The following is a 24,334-nucleotide window of genomic DNA, read 5'->3' as shown; positions in this document are numbered from 1 at the left end:
GGGAGTCATGCGCCTGTGGGTACAGGCGCATTATGCCTAGTGCTGCTCGGCAAGACACTCGCGCAATGCGTCGTGCCACTGCGGTTGCGAGACGTGCCACTGCTGTTGCAGGCGGCTGCAATCCAGGCGCGAGTTCAGCGGGCGCTTTGCCGGAGTCGGATAGGCGCTGGAGGGAATCGGTTCCAGCTCGGCGCAGGCACGGCCGCTGGCCCGTAGTTGCTCGCCGATGGCCTGGGCAAAACCGAACCACGAGGTCTCGCCTTGGGCGGTCAGGTGATAGACACCCCAGTCTCCGGCCTGGCCTGCTTGCCAGCGTTCGATCAAGGCACGGGTGCTGTTGGCGATGGTCCCGGCCCAGGTCGGCGCACCGATCTGGTCGGCAACGATGCGCATCTGCGGTTTTTCCTGCAGCAAGCGTTGCATGGTCAGGAGGAAGTTTTTGCCATGGGTCGAGTAGACCCAACTGGTGCGCAGAATCAGGTGTTCACCGCCGACTGCGGCGATCGCCTGTTCACCGGCCAGCTTGCTTGCGCCGTAGACGCCCAGCGGGTGGGTAACGTCGCCCTCGTTGTAGGGCGCAGCCTTGCTGCCGTCGAATACATAGTCGGTGGAGTAGTGGATCAGCGGGATGCCGAGTGCCTTGGCTTCCTCAGCGAAAACGCCGGGCGCGGTGGCGTTGATGGCGAAGGCCACGTCCGGCTCGCTCTCGGCTTGATCCACCGCCGTATGGGCGGCGGCATTGATGATCAGGCCGGGGCGATGGGCGCGTACTTGCTGGCGGATCTGCTCGGGGTGGTTCAGGTCCAGCTGGTCGCGACCCAGCACGATCAACTCGCCCAAGCCCTGGAGGCGCTGTTGCAGCTCCCGGGAGACCTGGCCGTGCTGGCCGCTGATGAGGATTTTCAACGGGCTGCTCATGGGAACAGGTCGGCTTCTTTGAGGCTCATGCCGTTCTGGTCCTTGGTGGACAAGGTGGGCGCGCCGGTCAGTTGCCAGTCGATGTTGAGGTCCTGGTCGTCCCAGCGAATGCACCGTTCTGCCGAGGGCGTGTAGTAATCCGTGGTTTTGTAGAGGAACTCGGCGTAGTCGCTGAGCACCACAAAACCATGGGCAAATCCCGGTGGAATCCACAGTTGGCGATTATTCTCGGCAGACAAGCGTGCGCTTGCCCATTTGCCGAAGTTCGGTGAGCTGCGGCGGATATCCACCGCCACGTCCAGCACTTCACCAGCGGTTACACGCACCAGTTTGCCCTGAGGGTGCTCGACCTGATAGTGCAGGCCACGCAGCACACCTTTTTGCGAGCGCGAGTGGTTGTCCTGCACGAACTCTTGTTGCAAACCAGTCGCCTGGGCGAAAGCCCGGGCGTTGAAACTCTCATAAAAAAAGCCGCGCTCATCGCCAAAAACCTTCGGCTCGATGATCAAGACACCGGGCAGTTCAGTGGCGGTCACATTCATTTAGTTTCCCCAGCGAGAGTGAACAAGTATTGACCATAGCCGGTTTTGCCAAAATATTTGGCCCGCTCCAGCAAGTGATCACGGTTGATCCAACCGTTCTCGTAAGCGATTTCTTCGAGGCACGCCACTTTCAAACCCTGGCGGTGCTCGATGGTTTGCACATACGTCGAGGCTTCCAGCAGGCTGTCGTGGGTGCCGGTGTCGAGCCAGGCAAAGCCACGGCCGAAGCGTTCCACGTGCAGATCGCCGCGCTGGAGGTAGGCGTTGTTGACGTCGGTGATCTCCAGTTCGCCGCGCGGCGATGGCTTGACCGCCTTGGCGATCTTGATCACGTCGTTGTCGTAGAAGTACAGGCCGGTCACCGCGTAGCTCGACTTTGGCTTGGCGGGTTTTTCCTCGATGGAAAGCGCGCGGCCCTCACTGTCGAAATCGATCACGCCGAAACGCTCTGGGTCCTTGACCCAATAACCGAATACCGTGGCGCCAGATGGGCGCTCAGCAGCCGTGCGCAGTTGGTCGCCGAAGTGCTGGCCGTGGAAAATGTTATCGCCCAGGATCAAGCACACCGGATCATCACCGATAAACTCTTCGCCAATCAAAAACGCCTGTGCCAGACCGTCCGGGGACGGCTGCTCTGCATAGGTGAAGCGCACGCCAAACTGGCTGCCGTCGCCCAACAGATTGCGGTATTGCGGCAAGTCCACCGGGGTGGAAATCAGCAGGATGTCCTTGATCCCGGCCAGCATCAGCACCGAGATCGGGTAGTAGATCATCGGCTTGTCATACACCGGCAACAGCTGTTTCGAGACGCCCAGGGTAATGGGGTGCAAACGAGTGCCGGAGCCACCGGCCAATACGATTCCCTTCATCATGCGATCAAATCCTTAACGTCAGTGTTGCCCAATCGTTCGCCCTGATAACTGCCGTCCTGGACCCTGCGGCACCATTCCAGGTTATCGAGGTACCACTGCACGGTTTTGCGCAGGCCGGTTTCAAAGGTTTCTTCAGGCACCCAGCCCAGTTCGCGTTCGATCTTGCTGGCATCGATCGCGTAGCGCTGGTCGTGGCCTGGACGATCCTTGACGAAGGTGATCAGGTCGGTAAATTTTTCAACGCCGGCCGGACGCTGAGGGGCCAGCTCTTCCAACAGGCCGCAGATGCTGCGCACCACGTCGATATTCTTCTGCTCGTTATGGCCGCCGATGTTGTAGGTCTCGCCCACCACACCTTCAGTTACCACTTTGAACAGCGCACGGGCGTGGTCTTCGACGAACAACCAGTCGCGCACTTGCAGGCCATCGCCATATACCGGCAACGGTTTACCGGCCAGAGCATTGAGGATCACCAGCGGGATCAGCTTCTCGGGGAAGTGGAACGGCCCGTAGTTGTTCGAGCAGTTGGTCAGCAATACCGGCAGGCCATACGTGCGCTGCCAGGCGCGGACCAGATGATCGGACGCGGCCTTGCTCGCGGAGTACGGCGAGCTGGGCGCGTAAGGCGTGGTTTCGGTGAACAGGTCATCGACGCCATGCAGGTCGCCATACACTTCATCGGTGGAAATGTGGTGGAAGCGGAAGGCGCTTTTGGCCGGCTCTTCCAGCTTCTGCCAATAGGCGCGGGCGGCCTCCAGCAGGCTGTAGGTGCCGACGATATTTGTCTGGATAAAATCCGACGGGCCGTCGATGGAACGGTCCACATGGGACTCGGCCGCCAGGTGCATGATCGCGTCTGGCTCAAAGCGCGCGAGCACGGCGCTGACGGTGGCCTGGTCGATGATGTCGGCCTGGACGAACTCATAGCGGCTGTTGTTCGCGACGCTGGTCAGCGACTCGAGGTTGCCTGCATAGGTCAGTTTGTCCAGGTTGAGCACTTCGTGCTCGGTGTGTTGAATCAGGTGCCGGATCAGAGCGGAACCGATGAATCCGGCGCCGCCGGTGATGAGAATGCGCATGTCGGAAGCCCTTTTCCTTAGACGGACATTAAGCGAATGGAGCATAGCTTGAGTTGTGGCGCGAGACGGTGCAAGGGGCGATGGCAATTTGCGTGCCGAAACACCGCATTTGCAGGGGTTGCATAACCCCCGTCAACAATGGCGATATAAGCGCCTGATAAAGACACCAGGGGTCGTCACATGTTGCTCGCCACGTTGATTCATCGCGCCAGCCTGCCATGCCCGCAAGTCGGGCCGGAGCCTGCGGCGCAGCTACTGGAGCAGCATTACGGCCTCGGTGGGGCGATGCAGTCCCTCGGCAGCCAGCAAGACCTCAACTACCGCATCGACAGCGACCGTGGCCGTTTTGTGCTGAAAATCTGCCGGGGCGACTACGCCGCCGTCGAGTTGCAGGCCCAGCACGCCGCCCTCAAGCATCTGCAGGAACATTCGGACGTACGGGTGCCGAGGGTGATTTCGGCTCTTAATGGTGAAGAACTGCTGACCGAGACGGTCGCCGGTCAAACCGTGCGCCTGCGGCTGCTGGATTACATCGATGGCCAACCGCTGACTCACTTGCCTCATTTAGGCCGCGAAGTGATTGCAGGCTTCGGCGAACTCTGCGGGCGGATGAGCCTGGCGCTGGCCGGCTTCGAGCATCCAGGCCTGGAACGCACCCTGCAATGGGACCCGCGCCATGCCCTTGATCTGATCACCCATTTGCTGTCGACCCTCGAAAACCTACCGCATCGTGCCGAGCTTGAGCACGTGGTGGAGCAGGTCGAGCGCCGCGTGCGGCCTTTGGCCGATCACTTGCCGTGGCAAGCCGTGCACATGGATATCACCGATGACAACGTGGTCTGGCAGCGCGATGCCCAGCGGCATTGGCAGGTCCAGGGTGTGATCGACTTCGGAGATCTGGTACGCACCTGGCGTATTGCCGACCTGTCTGTGACCTGCGCGGCGCTGCTGCACCATGCCGAGGGCGATCCGTTCGCCATTCTGCCGGCAATTCAGGCATGCCACGCGATCACCCCGTTGCAGCACGAAGAGTTGCAGGTGCTATGGCCGCTGATTGTCGCGCGGGCGGCAGTGTTGGTGCTGAGCAGTGAACAGCAGCAAAGCCTGGACCCGGATAACGCGTACCTGTTGAAGAACGCCGAGCATGAGTGGGAAATTTTCCGCGTGGCCACCTCGGTGCCTTTTGAGCTGATGGAGGCGGCGATTCTTGGCTGTGTCGGTGTCGAGTTGTCACCCATTGCCGGCGAGGGCTTTGCGCCATTGTTACCGGGGTTGGTCGGGCGTGAATTTGCGTTGATCGACCTGGGCGTACTCAGCCCGCATTTCGAGGCGGGGAACTGGGAGCAGGAAGGCATTGATCGGCGGCTTTTAGAGGAGGCGGCCTTGGTGCATGGGCTGGCAGCCAGCCGTTATGGTCAATACCGGCTGTCCCGAACCCAGCTCGACAGCGCCGTGGAACCGGAGACTTTCCCGCTTCACGTAGAACTGCATATGCCATTGGGCGCTACGGTGGAAGCGCCGTTCGCCGGCACCTTGCGCTACGCCGCCGACGGCCTGCTGTGCCTGCACAGCGCGCAGGTGAGCATTCGCTTGTGGGGCGTGAGCGCCCTGTTGCAGCACGGCGCCGCAGTGGTAAAAGGCCAGGTACTCGGCGAAGTGGTTGCGCCGCTGACGGTGCAACTGTGCCGCGCCGAGCTTGAGCCGCCGCTGTTCTGCACGCCTTCCCGGGCCGCGGCCTGGCAGGTGTTGTGCCCGTCCCCGGCCACTTTGCTGGGGCTGGCGTGCGATGCCGAGCCGGAGTTGGACCCCGAAGCCCTGCTGGCCCGGCGCGACGCCAGCTTCGCCCGCTCGCAAAAGCACTACTACGTCGACCCGCCGCGCATCGAGCGCGGCTGGCGCAATCACCTGATCGACATGCAGGGCCGCTCCTACCTCGACATGCTCAACAACGTCGCGGTGCTCGGCCACGGCCATCCGCGCATGGCCCAAGTGGCGGCACGGCAATGGTCGCTGCTCAACACCAACTCGCGCTTCCACTATGCAGCGATTGCCGAATTCTCCGAGCGTTTGCTGGCGCTGGCGCCGGATTCCATGGACCGGGTGTTCCTGGTCAACAGCGGCACCGAAGCCAACGACCTGGCGATTCGCCTGGCCTGGGCCTACAGCGGCGGGCGCGACATGATCAGTGTGCTGGAGGCTTACCACGGCTGGTCGGTGGCGGCCGATGCGGTGTCGACCTCGATTGCCGACAACCCCCAGGCCTTGAGCAGCCGCCCTGATTGGGTGCACCCGGTGACCGCGCCGAATACCTATCGCGGCGAATTTCGCGGGCAGGACAGTGCCCCGGACTATGTGCGTAGCGTGGAACACAACCTGGCGAAAATCGCTGCGCAGAACCGCCAGTTGGCGGGCTTCATTTGTGAACCGGTGTATGGCAATGCCGGCGGGATTTCACTGCCGCCCGGCTATTTGCAACAGGTGTACGCCCTTGTCCGGGAACAGGGCGGCGTGTGCATCGCCGATGAAGTGCAGGTGGGTTACGGCCGCATGGGCCAGTTCTTCTGGGGTTTTGAAGAGCAGGGCGTGGTGCCGGACATCATCACCATGGCCAAGGGCATGGGCAACGGCCAGCCATTGGGCGCGGTAATCACCCGCCGGGAAATCGCCGAGGCGCTGGAGGTCGAGGGTTACTTCTTCTCATCCTCGGGAGGAAGCCCGGTGAGTTGCCGGATCGGCATGGCGGTGCTGGACGTGATGGAGGAAGAAAAGCTCTGGGAAAACGCCCAGGTGGTAGGCGGACATTTCAAGGCGCGTCTGGAGGCGTTGGTCCAACAGTATCCATTGGTGGGCGCCGTGCATGGTTCCGGGTTTTACCTCGGGCTGGAACTGGTCCGCGACCGACAAACCCTGGAACCGGCCACCGAAGAGACCGCACTGCTGTGCGATCGGCTGCGGGAACTCGGGATCTTCATGCAGCCCACTGGCGACTATCTGAACATCCTCAAGATCAAGCCGCCAATGGTCACCTCCCGGCACAGTGTGGATTTCTTCGTCGACATGCTGGCGAAGGTGTTGGACGAGTCGCTTTAAGCATTTTGTTGGGGTAATTCGATTGTTATCGGTAACTTTTCGGTAATTTATGAGTAGTAGATGTAAATCGTCTTTTAAGGTCGATTTTTATCCGATATAAAGGCGCCATGCTCACGCAGCCGTCCCAGGAGATTTTTCATGACCACTTTGCACAGCACCCCCCGCGCCGACGGCTTCTACATGCCTGCCGAATGGGCGCCACAGACCCAAACCTGGATGATCTGGCCCGAGCGCCCGGACAACTGGCGTCTGGGCGGCAAGCCGGCGCAAGCCGCCCACGTGGCGGTGGCCAAGGCCATTGCACGCTTTGAACCGGTGACCGTGGCCGTCTCGGCCGGCCAGTACGAAAACGCCCGGGCGCGCCTGGACGTGCCGAATATTCGCCTGGTGGAAATGTCCAGCGACGACGCTTGGGTACGTGATACCGGGCCGACCTTCGTGATCAACAACACCGGCGAAGTCCGTGGGGTGAACTGGGATTTCAACGCCTGGGGCGGCTTCGACGGCGGCCTGTATTCGCCGTGGAACCGCGACGCTCAGGTGGGCGGCAAGATCCTCGAAATCGAGCGCAGCCCGCGTTATCGCACCGAGGGTTTTGTGCTGGAAGGCGGTTCGATCCACGTCGACGGCGAAGGCACCCTGATCACCACCGAAGAATGCCTGCTCAACCGCAATCGCAATCCGCACCTTCAGCGTGAGGAAATCGAAGCGGTGCTCAGCGCCAACCTGGCTGTGGATAAGATCATCTGGCTGCCGGATGGCCTGTTCAACGACGAAACCGACGGGCATGTGGATAACTTCTGCTGCTACGTGCGCCCAGGTGAAGTGTTGCTGGCCTGGACAGACGACCCGCAAGATCCGAACTACGCACGCTGCCATGCCGCCATGGACGTGCTGCAAAGCAGCACCGACGCCCAGGGGCGCTCGTTCACAGTGCATAAAATGCCGATCCCGGGGCCGCTGTATGCCACCGAGGAAGAATGTGCAGGCGTTGATCCGGTAGACGGCAGCCAGGAGCGCAATCCTAGCGTGCGGTTGGCCGGTTCCTACGTCAATTTCCTGATCGTCAACGGCGGCATCATCGCGCCGAGCTTCGACGACCCGCTGGACAGTCGCGCCAAGGAGATTCTGCAGAGCCTGTTCCCGCAGCACGAAGTGGTGATGGTGCCTGGCCGCGAACTGTTACTGGGGGGTGGCAACATTCACTGCCTGACCCAGCAGCAGCCGGCTCCGCACAAAAACTGAGTGCACTTGTAACAGCTTGATGCCGGGTTGAACGGCAATTGAGCGCGTCGCAGTTCGAACGCTCACAGCAAGCCCACGGCCCGTCAGGTTCGTGGGCTTTTTTGCGTCCATGTGCCGATAAACCGGGCACATTGGCATAGCTCTTGTATCGATCTTGCGACACAGAGCAGGGTGTATGACTAAGCAGTTCTGTCATAAACCTTGAGTAAGTTAGCCGCTCATGCAGTCGGAGAGAGCGCTGAAATGAATGCCGATATCAACCTGATGTACACGCGCACGTTCCACCCTTTGCGGGTGAACGGTGACGCGATCCATGCGCTGGCGCTCTGGTTGAAGGAAAACGGTTCAAGGCAGATCAGGACGCCCGACCCGCGCCGGGTGATGAGCGAACGGTACCCGGTGGGGCTGTTCAGCGAGGACGAGGTGCAGGCGTTGTGTGAGTTGATGGGCACCTTGTAGGAGCGAGCTTGCTCGCGAAGGGCGCTAACGATGACGTTGGCATCCTGATTCAACGCGGCGTACTCAGGTTTTTCGCGAGCAAGCTCGCTCCTACAGGAACTGTTAGAAGCTGTAGGTTCCGGTCACCACCAGGCTCCGCGGGTCGCCGAACTGAATCTGCGCCGCACTGGTCGCTGACGCGTAGTACGTCTTGTCGCTGATATTGTTCAGCGCCGCCCGCACATCCCATTCCTTCTGCCGGAACCCGGCCAGTGCATCCCAGCGCCCATAACCCGGTAACACCACTGTGTTGGCGTTATCCGCGTAACGATCACCCACCAATGTCAGCCCGGTTTCCGCATACCAGCCCATCTCCGGTTTCCAGGTGACGAACAGGCTGGCATTACGCTTGGCTACATCGCTGATGCGCTTGCCTTCAAAGCCATTGTTGTCCTTCACCACCTTGGCGTCCTGCACGCCAACCCCACCACGCACGTACCAGTTGCCGACGATCTTCCCGGTCGCGGTCAACTCCAGGCCACGGGAGCGCTGCTCACCGCTGAGCAAGGTAATGGTAGGGTCCAGCGGGTCGCGGGTGCGGCGGTTGTAGAGTTCCAGTTCGTACACCGCCAGGGTGGTGCTCAGGCGGTCGTCGAGCCAGTCGCTCTTGACCCCGATTTCCTTCTGTTTGGTCAGCTCCGGGCTCAGGTCGTTGGCGTTGCCCGTCGCGTTGGGCGTGATGCCGATCAGGCCACCGCCGGTAGGCGAGAAGGTCTTGCTCCACGAGGCATAGAACGAATGGTGTTCCAGCGGCGTCCAGACCAGGCCTACGCGCGGGCTGGTGCTGTGGCTCACGACCTGTTCCGAGGCGTTGGTCAGTTTGTTGGTGGACTCCACATCAAAGCGGTCATAGCGCAAACCGGCGAGCAGTTGCCACTGGTCGTTCAGGCGCAGTTGGTCCTGCACATACAAGCCCTGGCTTTGCGCTTCGGTGTGACTGCTGCTGAAGGCCGGTAGGCGACCGTAGTGGCGCAGGTCCGTGTTGGGGTTGTACACATCCACGCTCGGCACAGCGGCGAGGGGCGCTCGATAGAGTTTCGGGTCACGGCGCTGGTTACCCAACTCCACGCCGGTCAGCAAGCGATGCTCCAGGCCAAAGGTGGTGAAACCGCCTTCCAGCTCGACGTTGTTGAAGAGGTTGCGTGTGGTCAAGTCCTGCTGCCAGCGCTGGCGCCCGACCTTGTTGGTTTTTGGGTCGTAGCTGACGGCATAGGTGTTATCGAAGTCGCTGTCGAGGGTGAACACGCCCAACGTATGGCGCAGTTGCCAACTGTCGTTCAGTTCATAGGCAAGCCGGGAGCGCAGGGATTGGGACTTGTCGTCGATGTAATCGCGCTTGTCACCATAAGTAGTGCCGCGACTGACATCCGCCGGGCGCCCGTTGACCCCGGGAATGCCACGGTCCGGCGTGCGGTTGTAGCGGCTGTATTCGTACTGCACCAGCCAGTTCAGGTCCGGGGTCAGCTGCCAGCTCATGGACGGCGCAAACAGCTGGCGATTGCCGCTGACGCCATCGCGGAAACTGTTGTTGTCCTCGTTGCCCATGTTCAGGCGCAGGCTGATGTTATCGGTGGCGTCGGTGCTGAGGTCGGCATACAGGCTGCGCAAATCATTGCTACCGCCCTGGGCCTCGATGCTGGAGGCGTGACCGGCCTGGGGCAGCTTGCTCACGCGATTGACGATGCCGCCCTGGCCGCCTCGGCCGTACAACACTGCTGCCGGGCCCTTGAGCACTTCGATGCGCTCGATGTTGTGCAGGTCGCGCACGTATTGGCTGTCGTCGCGAATACCGTCCAGGTAGAAGTCGTTGCTGGCGTCGAAGCCACGGATGCGCAGGCTGTCGAAACGCGTGTCGGCGCCGCTGCTGACGTTGGGTACGCCGCTCAACGCCTGGCCCAGGTCATTGGTCCCGTAGGAGCGCAGGTTGTCGGTTTTTACCGAGTCGATAGCCTGGGGCACATAACGCACGGGCGTAGAGGTGCGGGTGGCGGTGCTGGTTTCCTTGACGCGCGGGTCGTCCTCGTCGGCTTCGGCACTTACGGAGGTTTCCGGCAGGACGGTTGCAGCGCAGGCAAATCCGGCAGACAGCAGGACAGAAAGCCCAAGGGTAATGGGCGTCAGGCGGAAGGCAGGCATCGGGGTGTGCATCCAAAAAGGTTGGGAGGATAAAAGTGCGCTAATGGTAATGCTTACTATTTGCGCGGGTTATCTATTCCTAAACGTACCTTTCTGAAAACTGTTACGGCGTATGTTTTTCAGGGTTATTCGACCGATTCTCGAAACAGTCTGAAAGCCAATCCAGGGTTTTTCCCAACTGTGCGTAAGACTAATCTGCCGTGCATCAACGTCCATCGGAGTCCGCCATGACGGCAGCCACGCTTCACTACATTTACGACCCGCTGTGCGGCTGGTGTTACGGCGCCGAGCCGCTGCTGCACGCCGCCCATAGCGTGTTGCCGATCCAGTTGCACGGCGGCGGGATGATGACCGGCGCCAATCGCCAATCCGTATCGCCGCAGTTACGTGACTACGTCATGCCCCACGACCGGCGTATCGCCGAGTACACCGGGCAACCGTTTGGCGAAGCGTATTTTGAAGGCCTGCTGCGCGATCACGACGCGGTGTTCGACTCAGCCCCGCCGATCACCGCAGTACTGGCCGCCGAAAAAATCGCCGGACGCGGCCTGGAACTGCTGGCGCGTTTGCAAACGGCGCACTACGTCGAAGGCCGCCGAATCGCTGATCGCGACGTGCTGCTGGATCTCGCCGAATCCATCGGTTTGGATCCTCAAGTCTTCAACGCCACCTTCAGTGAAATCCTGGGCGCAGACACTCAAGCGCACATCAACAACAGCCGCCAATGGCTGGCAAAAATTGGCGGTCAGGGCTTTCCCACGTTGGCCCTGGAACAGGATGAGCAGTTGCAATTGATCGACATCAGCCCCTGGCTGGGCAAGTCCGAAGCCTTTGCTGAGTGGCTGAGACAAAGAGTCGCAATTTCGATTAAACCCACCCAATCGAGTGCACCAATGTGTGGCCTGCAGGGGTGCGAAGATCCGAGAGAGGCTAGATAGAGCCTTGGAGGGTGATGGCCATTTAACGTCTCTTAGACTTTTTTAGCCTAAATACAGAAGATTCACGAAATTGACACACAGTAAAGGGCGCGGATAGGATTCGCCCCAACGCCTGTGGCTAACCGCCATGACTTCTCCAATAAAAAAAGGCCCGCGGCATATTCAGTCGTCCGCGGGCCTTTTTTTATCTGGAGAGTCGACACCAGAAAAGCAACACGGAGCCTGGTGTCACAGAGCGTACTCAACCAGTAATAAGGAATATAAGAAAATGTTGAAGCAACGGATGGGGCTGATCGCTCTGGGGATTTTGAGCGCTACGCAAGCAATGGCTGATGACCAATCCCAATCGAAGGGTTTTGTTGAAGACAGCCACCTGAACATCGCGGCACGCAACGCTTACATCAGCCGCGACTACAAAAACGGCAAGCAAGACAAAGCTGAATGGGGCCAGGGCTTCATCGGCAAGTTCGAATCCGGCTTCACCCAAGGCACCGTCGGTGTGGGTGTGGACGTGATCGGCCAATACGCCATTCGCCTGGATGGTGGTAAGGGTCGCAGCGGCGCGGGTGGTATCGACTTCTTCAAACAAGGCGACAGCGGCGCAGCTGCCGACGACCTTGCCAAGGGCGGCGCAGCCGTCAAGGCACGCATCTCCAACACCGTAATCAAATACGGTCAGCAGATGCCAGCCGTGCCGGTCCTGCAGTACGACAACTCCCGTCTGTTGTCGGAAACCTACGAAGGTACTTCGATCGTTTCCAAAGAAATCGCCGGCCTGCAACTGGACGCGGGTCACTTCACCAAGGAAGCTCGCAAGAGCGCCGAAGGTTCCGACAGTGGCGCGCTGAAAAGCATCGACTACATCGGCGGTAGCTACAAATTCACCGAAAGCCTGTCGGCAGCGCTCTACGCTTCCAACATGCAGGACGTGCTGAAGAAGCAATACGTCAACGTCAACTACGTGCTGGCCCTGCCAGAGAAACAATCGTTGACCTTTGACTTCAACGGCTACAAAACCAAGCTGGACCGCAGCTTCGCCCTGGAAAACCAAGGTGATGCCGACGCTCGCGACAACAAAATCTGGAGCCTGGGCGCCACATGGGCCGTTGGCCCGCACAGCTTCACCGTGGCTCACCAGCGCAGCACCGGTGACACCGGTTACCTGTACGGCGGCTATCGCAACGCAGGCGGCATCGGCGACGGTGGCAACACCATCCTGCTGGCCAACTCCTACTGGTCTGACTTCAACGGCAAGGACGAGCGCTCCTGGCAAGCAGGCTACGGCCTGGACTTCAGCGCCTTCGGCGTGCCTGGCCTGACCTACAACATCGCTTACGTGCGCGGCACCAACATTGACGACGGTTCCAACCGCGGCAGTGGCACCGAGCGTGAGATCTTCAACCAGTTCAAATACGTGGTACAGAACGGCCCGGCTAAAGACCTGAGCCTGCGTGCCCGTGCGTCGTGGTTGCGCGTTTCCAACAACGCCAGCAACTACAACGTGGGTGGTAACGAGATCCGCCTGTTTGCCGACTACCCAATCAACGTTTTCTAATTGATTCGGCGTCGCGCCTGATTCAAGGCGATGAAAAACCCCGACTGGTCGGGGTTTTTTTATGCCTGCAATCCAGGCTATTGATTACACCGCATCACTAATGAAGTACTCCGCCCCACCTTTATCCACTTCAAGCAACCTCATAAATTGGTCTCACTGCCTGCCCACCATACCGATGGGCAAGTCACTGGAGCCTTGTCATGCCATTTGTCAGCGTACGTATCACCCGCGACGGCGTCACCTCGGAGCAGAAAGCCCAGGTCATTGCCGAAATCACCGAAACCCTCGAGCGCGTCCTTAACAAACGCCCCGACCTGACCCACATCGTCATCGAAGAAGTCGACACCGATAACTGGGGCTACGCCGGCATCACCACCACCCAGTACCGCAAACAGCTCGCGGAAAATCCGTCATGAGCACGCCCGTCACCATCGACTTCATCTCCGACGTGGTCTGCCCATGGTGCGCCCTGGGCGCCACTGCCCTGGAACAAGCCATCGACAACCTGGCAGGCGAAGTGAAGGTTGAACTGACCTTCAAACCCTTCGAACTCAACCCCGACATGCCGGCCGAAGGTGAAAACGCCGTCGCCCACATGATGCGCAAATACGGGCGCAGCGCTGAAGAAGTCGCCAGCGGGAAAAGAATGCTGATGGAGCGCGGCGATGCCATCGGCTTCACCTTCGACCTGGAAAAACGCAGCCACTTCTACAACACCTTCGACGCTCATCGGTTGCTGTTTTGGGCGTTGCAGCAAGGGCGGCAGATCGAGCTGAAAAAGGCGCTGCTGCATGGGTATTTCACCGATGGCCAAAACGTCAGCGACCACGAAACCCTGGCCCGTTTAGCCGCCGAAGCCGGGCTGGAAATCGAAGGCGCACGACGGGTGCTGGGCTCTGCCGCCTACGGCAATGAAGTGCGCCAGCTTGAAGCGTTCTACCGCGAGCACGGCATCAACTCCGTACCGGCCATGGTCCTCAACGGCCGCCAGTTGGTCTCCGGATCGCAATCCGTCAGTTACTACGAACAGATGCTGCGGGAAATGTCCGCCACGGCTGCTTGAACCATCCCCTTTTCTATATAGAGGTTTCATCATGAGCAATTCGAAAAAAGTCGTTGTGATTACTGGCGCATCCCAAGGCCTTGGCGCGGCTGCGGTCAAGGCTTACCGCGAGCTGGATTACCGCGTAGTTGCCACCTCCCGGTCGATCAAACCGTCGACGGATCCGGACATCCTCACCGTGGCGGGCGACATCGCCGACCCGGCCACCGCCGAGCGCGTGATCCGCGAAGGCGTGGCGCGTTTTGGCCGCATCGACAGCCTGATCAACAACGCCGGGATCTTCGTCGCCAAACCCTTCACCAGCTACACCCACGAAGACTACGTGAACGTGCTGGCCGTGAACCTCAACGGGTTCTTCTACATCACCCAACTGGCGATTACCGAGATGCTGAAACAGGGCACCGGGCACATCGTCAACATCACCACCAGCCTGGTGGACCACGCGATTGATGGCGTGCCATCGGTGCTGGCTTCGCTGACCAAAGGCGGGCTGAACTCGGCGACCAAATCGCTGGCGATTGAATACGCCAAGCGCGGGATTCGAGTGAATGCGGTGAGCCCTGGGATTATCAAGACGCCGATGCATGGCGAAGAGACGCATGCGGCGCTGGGTAGCCTGCATCCGGTTGGGCATATGGGAGAGGCGCGGGATATTGCGCAGGCGATTGTGTATTTGGAATCGGCTGGGTTTGTGACGGGGGAAATTCTGCATGTGGACGGTGGGCAGAGTGCTGGGCACTAAGCGACGCGGTTGAACGAAAAACGCCCCGGACTGTGATGGTTCGGGGCGTTTTTGTGGGTGGCGTATAAAGCAGTCAACCGGCTGTTGTAGGGGCGACCTGCTCCAATGCCCGATCTGCCAGCAGTGAACTCAACTCGATCAATTGCTGAATTCCCAATGCCACTGCCCTTTTTGATCCTTCCAGCTCAAATGCCAGGTTCGAAACCATTTCGTTAGCCGACGAGAGGGTTTCTGCTGCATTGGCCAGTAGCGTTTCGGTATCCACATCGGGAGAAACAGAGAACAGATTGCCGCATGGACGCGCCGCAGGTTCTGCGTCGTCTGATGGGTGCAAGTAATGATCAATCGCCCGTTGTGCTGCTGCATGAAGCTTGGCGTCGGTTGGGGCTTGAGGCGGGTTAGGTGTGACCTTGAACATGGCGAAGCTCCTTTAGCGATTCAGGAACTGCCAATCTCACTTCCACATGAGGGTGGCAGCTGTGCGCAGGTGTGGAAGACCGGGGCTAAAGGAACCCGGCGCACCGAAGTGCCCCGCACACAGCCGCCATAACACAAGAATACGGGCGTAAAAAAACGCCGGTAGGTGTTCATGGGCGTTTGAGCGCCTTTAGCCATAGTACGGACTTCCACATCCGGCCGCTGATTTTGCAGCGGCTGGCGGAGGTTAGCGGGGTGGAGCATGGGGAGGCAACCTGATATGGGTGTATGAAAATTCAGTGGGGAGGAAAATAAATTGCGTAAAGGGGACGGATTTATTTATCGCTCTGCACTGTTCCGCCTCAACCCCAAATTTCGCATACAAAGATCGATGCGAGCGTGGTTACAGGAGTCGCGGCTTTCGAAAGGTTTGCAGAGGGACGTGGGAGCAGGTAGGTGATCAGCAGGAAAGTAGTGAGGCTGCCAGATCAGGATCTGCGGTAGGGACACCCCAGAAACAACAAAGCCCTCACATTTCTGCGAGGGCTTCGTTTTGTATGGTGCCGGCACCAGGAGTCGAACCCGGGACCTACTGATTACAAGTCAGTTGCTCTACCAACTGAGCTATACCGGCGTGTTAGGGCGACGATTATAGCGATTGGTTAGCTTCTGTAAACCCCTGAATTCTGACTATTTTTGCAGGCACAGAGGTTTTCTCGCATCCAGCTCATTTTGACCACTGGGGATGGCTTCCTCAGCCCGAAGGCCATCCAGGGTCAGCCAGTAAAAAAATGTGTACCAATCAGCTGCCTGCGTTACACGAGTCCGCAAACTTCATGTACTCAAACACCTGCTTCTGCCCATGGGAATCCAGGTACGTCATCCGCGCATTCACCACGCCGCACGCCGCGCCGCCATCGTCGACGGTCGACAGCACTTGCTGAATATCCAGCTTGGGGCTGGTCTCGGCCTGGGCCGAGAAGGCGGCGATGTTGAGCAAGGCAAACAAGCCGCTGGCGATGAGGGTGTTCCGGTTCATGGTGGTGTCCTCTGAGGTTCAATAGGAGTGTGTTGCGTTGGAGCCTATTGAGCGCCTGGGAGGTATCCGGCCTGTGTCATGCACCTCGGGGTTTTGCTTCGGCATGTATAGGCGGTGGATTTCATACAACTTGATACACGAGCACTGCCATTAGAGGTATTTGCAGAAGTGCTCCTATCCGGCGAAGATTAGTCATTAAATTGACCATTTACCGCTCGTCGTAAAGATTTCTTCAGAAACACCAAAATAATGACACTTTCATTCCTTTGTCACAGAATGCGTACACAAAGGCGCCCACAAAAAGACCTGCGGTAAGCATCAGTACAGCTGACCTTTCACGTCTTTAAGATGCGTCGTGATGGAGTGTTGGCGATGAGCCGTACTGATGAACTTTTTGAGTTGTTTAATACGACAACTGCCAATGATGTCCAGGGAATGGATTCGATGCTGCAATTTTTCGAAGACATGCCCATCGACGACAGCGCCAGTCTCAACATGGGCAGCGGCGCGTCGTTCCTCCGGCATTCCCCCTGTGCCAACGAGCAGTCCCGCGAAGCCGCGACCGTCCGTGCGAATGTGGTGGCGCTGGTGTCCGTCAATGGCGGCGTCGGCCGCAGCACCCTGGCCACGGCGCTGAGCAGCGGTTTGCAGCGCCTGGGGCGGCCGGTGGTAGCGCTGGACCTGGACCCGCAAAACGCTCTCTATCACCACTTCGGCCTGAGCCACACCTTGCCCGGCATCGGGCGCACCAGCCTGCAGAACGAGCGCTGGAGCCAGATCCTTCATTCGGGCTTCGCCGGTTGCCAGGTGATCACTTTTGGCGAAACCGATATCCGTCAGCAGGAGGACTTGCAGCGTTGGCTCAAGCAGGAACCGCAGTGGTTGGCGCAGCACCTCTCGGCCCTCGGTCTGAGCGAGCAGGACACGGTGATCATCGACACCCCGGCGGGCAACAACGTTTACCTGCATCAGGCACTGAACGTGGCCGATGTGGTGCTGGTTATCGCCCAGGCGGATGCGGCGTCCCTTGGCACTCTGGGGCAGATGGAGCAGTTGCTGGCGCCACATAGGGGTCGTCAGCCGGCGCTGCGCTGCCACTTCGTGATCAACCAGCTTGATGAGACCTCCGGCTTCAGCCTCGACATGGTCGAGGTGTTCAAGAAGCGCCTGGGTGAAAACCTGTTGGAAGTGGTGCACCGGGATTCGGCGATCAGCGAAGCCCTGGCCTTCGGCAGCGACCCGCTGGATAACGAAGCCGCCAGCATGGCCTGTGACGATATCAACGAGCTTTGCCGCCTGTTGATTGCCCATTGAAAAGACCGGGTTATGCCGCTAACGCCCGATGCTTATGCACAATCGGTTGGTTCAACCTGTCACGAAACAGCAATTTTGCGGAGCCGTTCTCATCACGCTGCAACTGCCTGTTTTGCGTGCGTTTTATTTTGTGAACAAAAAATGACCAGTCAGCATTTTGCCCTGTAAAGCTTGCCGCCAGGGCTTGCGCCAGAATTCCATCAACAGACTTATCCACAGGGCGCGCTGCGACAAAATGCCCTTTAATCGCGCTCGGCGAGCAGCATCAGGTTACGCGGGGTCAGTGGTGTTTCGCAGAAGCTGCCGACTTGAACCCTGTAGCCGTTTTCTTCGAGCAACAATGCTCGGTCCAGCACCAGCCATAGTTCCAGCGGGCGCCGAAACAAACCACGCAGCAATTCCAGGTTTCGCACGTGGGCCAAGCGCTGCCACCCTTGGGCCTCCAGAACCGACCAATCCTGTTCACCTGTGGATAATCCCTTGAGCACCGCCAGTTCCCGGCAGTAGTCGGCGAACGGCTTGGTCAGCCAGCTTGCAGGCAATGACGGGGTCGGCAGGTACTCGTCGCTATCGCGCAGTTGCCGCTGCAGCACATCAAAGCCCAAACGCCTGGCCATCGACGTATCTCGCTGCTGGCGTACGCGCGCGCCCGCGGTGACGGTTTCGCTCAGCGGCAGGCCGAGGTCCTCCACTGATAAACGTAGTGATGAAGCCTGGGCCGCAATCGACAGCGGCTGATATTCCTCGGCGCGGATGCGGTTGTAGCAGCAGGGCGCCACAGCCAGTTGCTGGCAGCCGGCGGCGCTGGCCAGCTGGAGCAGGCGCACATGCAAGTCGCCGCACGCATGCAGCGCGACCGGAGTTTGGTCGCGGCTGATCTGCACGTCGGCCATCACGTCTTGCAGACGATGAGTGACGGGCAATCGATGGTGTTCGCTGAGTGTTTGCCCTGAAGCAATCAGTGCCGGGTCATATTCCAGGCAGGTCAATTGCTGCCCGGGTTGCAGCAGGCGGCGGCCGAGGTGGCCCTTGCCGGCGCACCAGTCGAGCCAGTGTTGGGGTGTTTTAGAGAATTGCAGGGCGGCGCCGAAGGCTTCTATCTGCTGCCATTTGCGGCCGGGTACATCGACGTTTAAGCGGTGGTGGGCGGCCGGTAGCGCAGTGGACGGTAAGTTATCCACAGCACCGAGATTCAGCGACTGGGCCGCCAGCTCGGGAAACGGCGCGGGCGCCGGCAGGTTATGAGGTTGGTTATGGCTGCTGTCCGCCTCAGCCAGTGAGCGTCCGCGTAGCCAGTTGGCCAGCTCGGGATGCTGGGCTTCCCACGGCAATTGCAGATGGGTAAAGGGCCGTGGTCGCCACAGCCCTTGATGCTCGGTGAGGAACGCATCCAGTGCCTGAAAGCGGGCGAGCAACTGCTCACCCGTCAACATGGCGTCAGCGACCTTGGCAGGCATCAACCCGCAACCAGCGTTCCAGCAGCTTGAAGAAGCGCACCAGGACGTAGGACATCAGCAGGTAGAACAACCCGGCAGCGAAGAAGATTTCCACCGGCAAGTAGGTGCGGGCAATGATCGTGCGGGCCATGCCGGTCAGTTCCAGCAAGGTCACGGTACTGGCCAGGGCGCTGGCCTTGAGCATCAGAATCACTTCGTTGCTGTAGGCCGGCAGGCCGATGCGCGCCGCACGCGGCAGGATGATGTAGAACAGCGCCTTGGGCTTGGACATGCCCAGCGCCCGCGCTGCTTCGATTTCACCCGGCGGGATGGCCTGGATCGCGCCGCGCAGGATCTCGGCGATATAGGCGGCGGTGTGCAGGGTCATGGTGGCGGTGGCGCACCAGAACGGGTCCCGCAGGTACGGCCACATGAAGCTTTCACGCACGGCGTCGAACTGCGCCAGGCCGTAATACACCAGGAACAATTGCACCAGCAGCGGCGTGCCACGGAAGAAAAAGATGTAGCAGTAGGGCAGGGTGCGCACGTACCACAGGCGCGAAGAACGCGCGATGCCCAACGGGATTGCCAGCAGCAGGCCGGCGATCACGGCGATGGCCACCAGTTCCAGGGTCAGGGTTGCGCCCTGGGCCAACCGGGGCAGCCACTTGATGATTACGGCCCAGTTAAGGCCGAGGTCGAAATGCGACAGCCAGCTGTAGTCGCCACTCATTGCGTGCTCCTCGCAAAGCCGCGCGCGGCACGTTTTTCCAGGAAGTGCATGCCGGTCATCGCCAGGACGGTGAGGCCCAGATACATGAAGGCCGCGACCATAAAGAAGGTGAAGGGCTGCTTGGTGACGGTCACGCCGATCTGCGCGTGGCGCATGATTTCTTCCAGGCCGATCACCGAGACCAGTGCGGTGTCCTTCATCAGAATCATGAACAGGTTGCCCAGGCCCGGTAGGGCGATGCGCCACATCTGCGGCATGATCAACCGGGTGAAGATCCGGAACTTCGACAAGCCCAGTGCGACACCGGCTTCACGGTGGCCCTTGGGAATGGCCAGGATCGCGCCGCGGAACACTTCCGTGGCGTAGGCGCCAAAGCACAGGCCGAGGGCAATGACGCCGGCGGCGAAGGCGCTGAGGGACAGGTCGGGGTTGCCGAAAAACTCCCCGAGGGCACGCATCAAATTGACCGTGCCGAAGTAAATCAGCAGTACCCACAGCAGTTCCGGAATGCCGCGAACCAGGGTGGAGTAAGCGCCGCCAAGCCATTGCAGCGGCTTGTACGGGGAAGTCTTGGCCAGGGCACCGGCCAGGCCGAGCACCAGCCCGAGGCACAGGGCGGTGAGCGCCAGCTTGACGGTCATCAGCGCGCCAGCGGCAAGCGCCGGGCCGAATCCGTAGAGGTCGAAATTCATGGTTTAGTCGTTTCGCAAGGCATTGCTAAGGACCGGCGCACTCAAGCGAGCGCGCCGGGCAGGCAATTCAGGATCACTCGATACTGAAAGGGAAGTACTTGTCGTTGATCTTCTTGTAGGTGCCGTCGGCTTTGATTTCTGCCAGGGCTTTGTTCAAGCGCTCGCGCAGTGGGTCGCCTTTGCGTACGGCGATACCGATCTTGTCGCTCTCTACCACCGGGTCGCCCTTGAATTCGTAGGCGGAGCCGTCTTTGCTTTTCAGCCACTCGTACTGTACGTACTTGTCGGCGAGCATCCCGTCCAGGCGGCCGGAAGTCAGGTCGAGGTAGGCGTTTTCCTGGGTGTCGTAGAGCTTGGCGGTGGTGTCCGGCAGCTTGTCTTCCAGGTAGGTACCGGCCAGCGTCGCGCGTTGAGCACCGATGATCTTGCCCTTCAGGTAGTCCGCGTCGGTCTTGAAGTCTTTGGTGGCTTTAGGCGCGATGAACTGCAGCTTGTTGGAGTAGTACGGGTCGGTGAAGTCGACGGCCTGCTTGCGTTCATCGGTAATGGACAGCGAGGAGACCAGGAAGTCGAACTTCTTGGCGTTCAGGGCCGGGATGATGCCGTCCCAGTCCGAGACATACACTTCGCACTTCTCGACTTTCATCTTGGCGCACAGGGCGTCGCCGATGTCCTTGTCGAAGCCGACGACGTTGCCGCTGGCATCTTTATTGTTGAACGGCGGGTAAGCCGCTTCGATCCCCATTTTCAAGGTCTCGGCCATCGCCGTGGCGCTGAACGCCATCGAAACGGCGGCAGCCAGGAGGAATTTTTTATAGTTCTGCATGCATGTTGCTCCGTTAGCGGTTGCTGGACATGAATTGTTTGCAGCGCGCCGAAAGCGGGTTTTCAAACACCTGCTGTGGCGATCCTTGCTCTTCGACCAGGCCCTGGTGCAGGAACACCACTTCACTGGACACCTGACGGGCGAAGCCCATTTCATGGGTGACCAGCAGCATGGTGCGGCCTTCTTCGGCCAGTGCGCGGATCACATTAAGTACTTCCTGAACCATTTCCGGGTCAAGGGCCGATGTCGGCTCGTCGAACAGGATGACTTTGGGCTGCATCGCCAGGGTGCGGGCGATCGCGGCGCGTTGCTGCTGGCCGCCGGACAATTGCGCGGGGTAGGCGTGGCGCTTGTCGCTGATGCCGACCTTGGCCAGCAAGGCTTCGGCGATTTCAATGGCTTCGGCCTTGCTCTGGCCGAGCACCCGGCGCGGCGCCTCGATGATGTTGTCGAGGACGCTCATGTGCGGCCACAGGTTAAAGTTTTGAAACACAAAACCGATTTCGCTGCGCAGGCGGTTGATCTGTTTGCCGTCGGCGGCTACCAGCTCGCCGTTTTTTGCGGCCTTCAGTTTGAGTTCTTCACCGGCCACCAGGATTTGCCCCTGGTGCGGGTTTTCCAGCAGGTTGATGCAGCGCAGGAACGTGGACTTGCCGGAACCGGAGGAACCCAGGATCGAGATCACATCGCCGTCGCGGGCGGTCAGCGAGATACCTTTAAGCACCTCCAGCTCACCGTAGCGTTTATGCAAGTTGCGGATTTCAAGCGCGGGCGTGGCCTCAGCCATGTGCGGTCCTCATTGTGTTCATTGCGCTCCTGCTGTTGGCCCGCCTTCCTGGCGAGGCGCCAAGCTAGCATAGCGTTTGGATGACAGCCAACAGCCCAGCAGGCGGTAAACAGACGGTGTGCGGCAGGGTGTCGCATCGGCACAGCAGTGTGTCGCGCCACCAACAACCGAACAGCCGTTTGAACCCTGATGCCTACAGGCTTCGCGTAAAAAAGGGCGCGATGGTGCCAGCTTTGGCCGGGTGTTGGAAGGGTTAAACCGGCGAACGGTCCTTATCAGCCCTGTAATGGAGCGTCACGCACAATTTGTGTGTGTTTTTGGTGCGCCTGTTCGTGCTTCAAGTGAGTCGCACAGTAACGCTATAGCGGAATGCCATTAGTGTCAGTGACTTACGAGAGCTGTTGAGTTTCCCTACAAGCCGCGTCAATCGCGGCCCTGTAACATTTTGGCGCAAATCTTGCGTAAAAAATAAAGAACGCCCCGTTGGTTTCTTTTCACGAGAAAGACCTCAGGCCGGGTGGACCGTATTCGCAATTCCTCGCAAAGGTGTGTCAATGAGTAGTACGCAAAGCTCCAATGACCTCGAACAGGGGCTCAAACCGCGTCACGTCACCATGCTGTCGATTGCCGGCGTTATTGGTGCCGGTTTGTTTGTCGGCTCCGGCCACGCGATTGCTGCCGCAGGCCCTGCCGTGCTGCTGGCGTATGCGGCCGCCGGTACGCTGGTGGTGTTGGTGATGCGCATGCTGGCCGAGATGGCCGTGGCATCCCCGGACACGGGTTCGTTCTCTACTTATGCCGACCGTGCGATCGGTCACTGGGCCGGTTTCACCATCGGCTGGCTGTACTGGTGGTTCTGGGTGCTGGTGATTCCGCTGGAAGCCAACGCCGCCGCGACCATCCTCCACGCCTGGTTCCCCAACGTGGCGATCTGGGCCTTCACCCTGATCATCACTTTGCTGCTGACCGCGACCAACCTGTTCAGCGTGAAGAACTACGGCGAGTTCGAGTTCTGGTTTGCGCTGATCAAAGTGGTGGCGATCATCGGCTTTGTGATCCTCGGTGTCCTGGCGATTTTCGGCTTCTTGCCGGGCAGCCAGGTCAGCGGCGTTTCGCACCTGTTCGACACCCAAGGCTTCCTGCCCAACGGCATGGGGGCGGTGTTGGCGGCGATCCTGACCACCATGTTCTCGTTCATGGGCACCGAGATCGTGACCATCGCGGCCGCTGAATCGAAGAACCCTGGCCAGCAGATCTCCAAGGCCACCAACTCGGTGATCTGGCGGATCGGCTTGTTCTACCTGGTGTCGATCTTCATCGTCGTGGCCCTGGTGCCATGGAATGATCCTGCGCTGGCAGCGGTCGGTTCCTACCAGACGGTGCTGGAACGCATGGGCATCCCGAATGCCAAGCTGATCGTTGACCTGGTGGTGTTGGTGGCCGTGACCAGTTGCCTGAACTCGGCGCTTTACACCGCTTCACGCATGATGTTCTCCCTGGGCCGTCGCGGTGATGCACCGGCGGTGTCCAAGATCACCAACAAGAGCGGCACGCCTTACTGGGCGGTGTTGCTGTCTACCGGCGCGGCGTTCCTGGCGGTATTCGCCAACTACGTGGCTCCGGCAGCGGTGTTTGAATTCCTGCTGGCCAGCTCCGGCGCCATCGCGCTGCTGGTGTACCTGGTGATCGCCGTGTCGCAACTGCGCATGCGTCAGAAGCGCACGGAAGCGGGCGAGAAGATTGCCTTCAAGATGTGGCTGTTCCCGGGCCTGACGTATGCGGTGATCGTGTTCATCGTGGGCGTGCTGACGATCATGCTGTTTCAGGAAGCGCATCGGGTGGAGATCATGGCCACCGGGGTTCTGAGCTTGCTGGTGATTGCGGCGGGGCTGATTGTGTCGCGTCGGCGCAAGGGCCGGAAGGTTGGTGCTGCGGTGCTTAACTGACGGAATGCTTTCGTCGGAATACCGTTGATCAAATGTGGGAGATTCTATGGTTTAGGGGAAGCCCCCAAAACCGCTTTCGACTGGTATTCACTTTGGTTTTTCATGAGGGAGAACGCGATACGCGCTAGCTTGCGAGCGATGATAACCAAGGCCTGAGTCGTTTTCAGGCCTCTGCCCAGATAGCCTTGATAGAGCGGTTTCCAAGCGTTTGACTTGATACCTGCTGACGCCGCGTTATGCAGCAACCGACGGATCTCCGAGTCCCCCTTTTTACTCAGTGATCGACGTCCGCTCATTTGCCCCGAGTCAGACACCCTCAAGTCCATTCCTAGGAACGCGATATAGGCATCGGCACTTTCAAACTCGCCTCGTTGAAACGCCATCGTCAGTGCTACCGCAGTGAGAAAACCAATCCCCTCAACGGCCTGGCAGCGTTTGATCTGATGCAACAGACCTGCCTCAGTGA

At 59.6% G+C, this 24,334-nt stretch carries 24 protein-coding genes and 1 tRNA gene; 10 read left to right on the top strand and 15 right to left on the bottom strand.

The genetic code is table 11. The features are described 5' to 3' along the window. Positions 1–36: 36 nt before the first annotated feature. The 4 genes from rfbD to rfbB are packed head-to-tail and all read right to left on the bottom strand — an operon-like array spanning position 37 to position 3,411. Positions 37–918, bottom strand: coding sequence for a dTDP-4-dehydrorhamnose reductase (gene rfbD, locus SNL23_RS25005; protein ID WP_318303930.1), 882 nt, complete (start codon positions 916–918; stop codon positions 37–39). After that, positions 915–1,460 carry a dTDP-4-dehydrorhamnose 3,5-epimerase gene (rfbC, locus tag SNL23_RS25000; protein ID WP_076018163.1) on the bottom strand — a complete coding sequence of 182 codons (546 nt, stop codon included), beginning with the start codon at positions 1,458–1,460 and terminating at the stop codon, positions 915–917. Before rfbC ends, rfbD begins: the two co-directional genes overlap by 4 nt. After that, a complete protein-coding gene (gene rfbA, locus SNL23_RS24995) occupies positions 1,457–2,332 on the bottom strand; it encodes a glucose-1-phosphate thymidylyltransferase RfbA (RefSeq protein ID WP_076018162.1) in 876 nt (291 codons plus the stop codon). Before rfbA ends, rfbC begins: the two co-directional genes overlap by 4 nt. Beyond that, positions 2,329–3,411 (bottom strand): dTDP-glucose 4,6-dehydratase, encoded by a 1,083-nt coding sequence (gene rfbB, locus SNL23_RS24990; protein WP_318303928.1) that lies wholly within the window; start codon positions 3,409–3,411, stop codon positions 2,329–2,331. Before rfbB ends, rfbA begins: the two co-directional genes overlap by 4 nt. A 180-nt stretch (positions 3,412–3,591) precedes the next feature. Between rfbB and SNL23_RS24985 the strand changes: the two genes are divergently transcribed. The 3 genes from SNL23_RS24985 (at position 3,592) to SNL23_RS24975 (ending at position 8,205) form a co-directional block, all read left to right on the top strand. Then, positions 3,592–6,501, top strand: coding sequence for an aminotransferase (locus SNL23_RS24985; protein ID WP_318303927.1), 2,910 nt, complete (start codon positions 3,592–3,594; stop codon positions 6,499–6,501). 138 nt (positions 6,502–6,639) lie between these two features. After that, positions 6,640–7,746, top strand: a complete 1,107-nt coding sequence (aguA, locus tag SNL23_RS24980) for an agmatine deiminase (protein ID WP_167663015.1) — start codon at positions 6,640–6,642, stop codon at positions 7,744–7,746. 243 nt (positions 7,747–7,989) lie between these two features. Continuing rightward, positions 7,990–8,205 (top strand): hypothetical protein, encoded by a 216-nt coding sequence (locus SNL23_RS24975; RefSeq protein ID WP_167663014.1) that lies wholly within the window; start codon positions 7,990–7,992, stop codon positions 8,203–8,205. Between the two features lie 102 nt (positions 8,206–8,307). Here SNL23_RS24975 and SNL23_RS24970 read toward each other — a convergent pair whose 3' ends face one another. Next, positions 8,308–10,380: a TonB-dependent receptor gene (locus SNL23_RS24970; RefSeq protein WP_318303926.1), complete on the bottom strand. Its 2,073-nt coding sequence runs from the start codon at positions 10,378–10,380 to the stop codon at positions 8,308–8,310. A gap of 227 nt (positions 10,381–10,607) precedes the next feature. Between SNL23_RS24970 and SNL23_RS24965 the strand changes: the two genes are divergently transcribed. From SNL23_RS24965 to SNL23_RS24945, 5 genes are all read left to right on the top strand, one after another. Next, positions 10,608–11,318, top strand: a complete 711-nt coding sequence (locus SNL23_RS24965; protein ID WP_318303925.1) for a DsbA family protein — start codon at positions 10,608–10,610, stop codon at positions 11,316–11,318. 268 nt (positions 11,319–11,586) lie between these two features. Continuing rightward, positions 11,587–12,873 (top strand): OprD family porin, encoded by a 1,287-nt coding sequence (locus SNL23_RS24960; RefSeq protein ID WP_167663011.1) that lies wholly within the window; start codon positions 11,587–11,589, stop codon positions 12,871–12,873. 200 nt (positions 12,874–13,073) lie between these two features. Continuing rightward, a complete protein-coding gene (locus tag SNL23_RS24955; protein WP_003218111.1) occupies positions 13,074–13,289 on the top strand; it encodes a tautomerase family protein in 216 nt (71 codons plus the stop codon). Next, complete coding sequence (locus SNL23_RS24950; protein ID WP_318303924.1) at positions 13,286–13,936, top strand: DsbA family oxidoreductase; 651 nt, start codon at positions 13,286–13,288, stop codon at positions 13,934–13,936. The genes SNL23_RS24955 and SNL23_RS24950 overlap by 4 nt, the downstream gene beginning before the upstream one ends. A 31-nt stretch (positions 13,937–13,967) precedes the next feature. After that, positions 13,968–14,678 carry an SDR family NAD(P)-dependent oxidoreductase gene (locus tag SNL23_RS24945; protein WP_318303923.1) on the top strand — a complete coding sequence of 237 codons (711 nt, stop codon included), beginning with the start codon at positions 13,968–13,970 and terminating at the stop codon, positions 14,676–14,678. Between the two features lie 73 nt (positions 14,679–14,751). Here SNL23_RS24945 and SNL23_RS24940 read toward each other — a convergent pair whose 3' ends face one another. From SNL23_RS24940 to SNL23_RS24930, 3 genes are all read right to left on the bottom strand, one after another. Next, on the bottom strand, positions 14,752–15,096 hold the full coding sequence (locus SNL23_RS24940; protein ID WP_318303922.1) for a DUF6124 family protein: 345 nt from the start codon (positions 15,094–15,096) through the stop codon (positions 14,752–14,754). A gap of 557 nt (positions 15,097–15,653) precedes the next feature. Beyond that, positions 15,654–15,729 (bottom strand) — tRNA-Thr (locus tag SNL23_RS24935). 168 nt (positions 15,730–15,897) lie between these two features. After that, positions 15,898–16,134 carry a DUF2790 domain-containing protein gene (locus tag SNL23_RS24930; RefSeq protein WP_318303920.1) on the bottom strand — a complete coding sequence of 79 codons (237 nt, stop codon included), beginning with the start codon at positions 16,132–16,134 and terminating at the stop codon, positions 15,898–15,900. A 372-nt stretch (positions 16,135–16,506) separates the two neighbouring features. Between SNL23_RS24930 and bcsQ the strand changes: the two genes are divergently transcribed. After that, positions 16,507–17,448 (top strand): cellulose biosynthesis protein BcsQ, encoded by a 942-nt coding sequence (gene bcsQ / locus SNL23_RS24925; RefSeq protein ID WP_318303919.1) that lies wholly within the window; start codon positions 16,507–16,509, stop codon positions 17,446–17,448. A gap of 10 nt (positions 17,449–17,458) precedes the next feature. Here bcsQ and SNL23_RS24920 read toward each other — a convergent pair whose 3' ends face one another. The 6 genes from SNL23_RS24920 to SNL23_RS24895 form a co-directional block, all read right to left on the bottom strand. Then, the gene (locus SNL23_RS24920; protein ID WP_143503759.1) at positions 17,459–17,665 is read right to left on the bottom strand and encodes a hypothetical protein; all 207 of its coding nucleotides are present in this window, start codon (positions 17,663–17,665) and stop codon (positions 17,459–17,461) included. A gap of 25 nt (positions 17,666–17,690) precedes the next feature. Next, positions 17,691–18,905 carry a methyltransferase gene (locus SNL23_RS24915; RefSeq protein WP_318303918.1) on the bottom strand — a complete coding sequence of 405 codons (1,215 nt, stop codon included), beginning with the start codon at positions 18,903–18,905 and terminating at the stop codon, positions 17,691–17,693. Continuing rightward, positions 18,886–19,617 carry an ABC transporter permease gene (locus SNL23_RS24910; protein ID WP_017478153.1) on the bottom strand — a complete coding sequence of 244 codons (732 nt, stop codon included), beginning with the start codon at positions 19,615–19,617 and terminating at the stop codon, positions 18,886–18,888. The genes SNL23_RS24915 and SNL23_RS24910 overlap by 20 nt, the downstream gene beginning before the upstream one ends. Further along, a complete protein-coding gene (locus SNL23_RS24905) occupies positions 19,614–20,309 on the bottom strand; it encodes an ABC transporter permease (RefSeq protein ID WP_034117272.1) in 696 nt (231 codons plus the stop codon). Before SNL23_RS24905 ends, SNL23_RS24910 begins: the two co-directional genes overlap by 4 nt. Positions 20,310–20,382: 73 nt before the next feature. Beyond that, complete coding sequence (locus SNL23_RS24900; RefSeq protein ID WP_063033521.1) at positions 20,383–21,135, bottom strand: ABC transporter substrate-binding protein; 753 nt, start codon at positions 21,133–21,135, stop codon at positions 20,383–20,385. Between the two features lie 13 nt (positions 21,136–21,148). Continuing rightward, entirely contained in the window at positions 21,149–21,922 is a 774-nt protein-coding gene (locus SNL23_RS24895) for an ABC transporter ATP-binding protein (protein WP_017478155.1), read from the bottom strand. 554 nt (positions 21,923–22,476) lie between these two features. On the opposite strand from SNL23_RS24895, the gene gabP reads away from it, so the two are divergent. Further along, a complete protein-coding gene (gabP, locus tag SNL23_RS24890) occupies positions 22,477–23,868 on the top strand; it encodes a GABA permease (protein WP_076018144.1) in 1,392 nt (463 codons plus the stop codon). A 44-nt stretch (positions 23,869–23,912) separates the two neighbouring features. On the opposite strand, the gene SNL23_RS24885 is transcribed toward gabP, so the two are convergent. Further along, on the bottom strand, positions 23,913–24,334 hold a 422-nt coding region (locus tag SNL23_RS24885; protein ID WP_318303916.1), incomplete at its 5' end, for a transposase.

The organism is Pseudomonas sp. SED1 (assembly GCF_034044025.1).
Classification (GTDB): domain Bacteria; phylum Pseudomonadota; class Gammaproteobacteria; order Pseudomonadales; family Pseudomonadaceae; genus Aquipseudomonas.
This window is presented reverse-complemented; position numbering and strand designations above follow the sequence as displayed.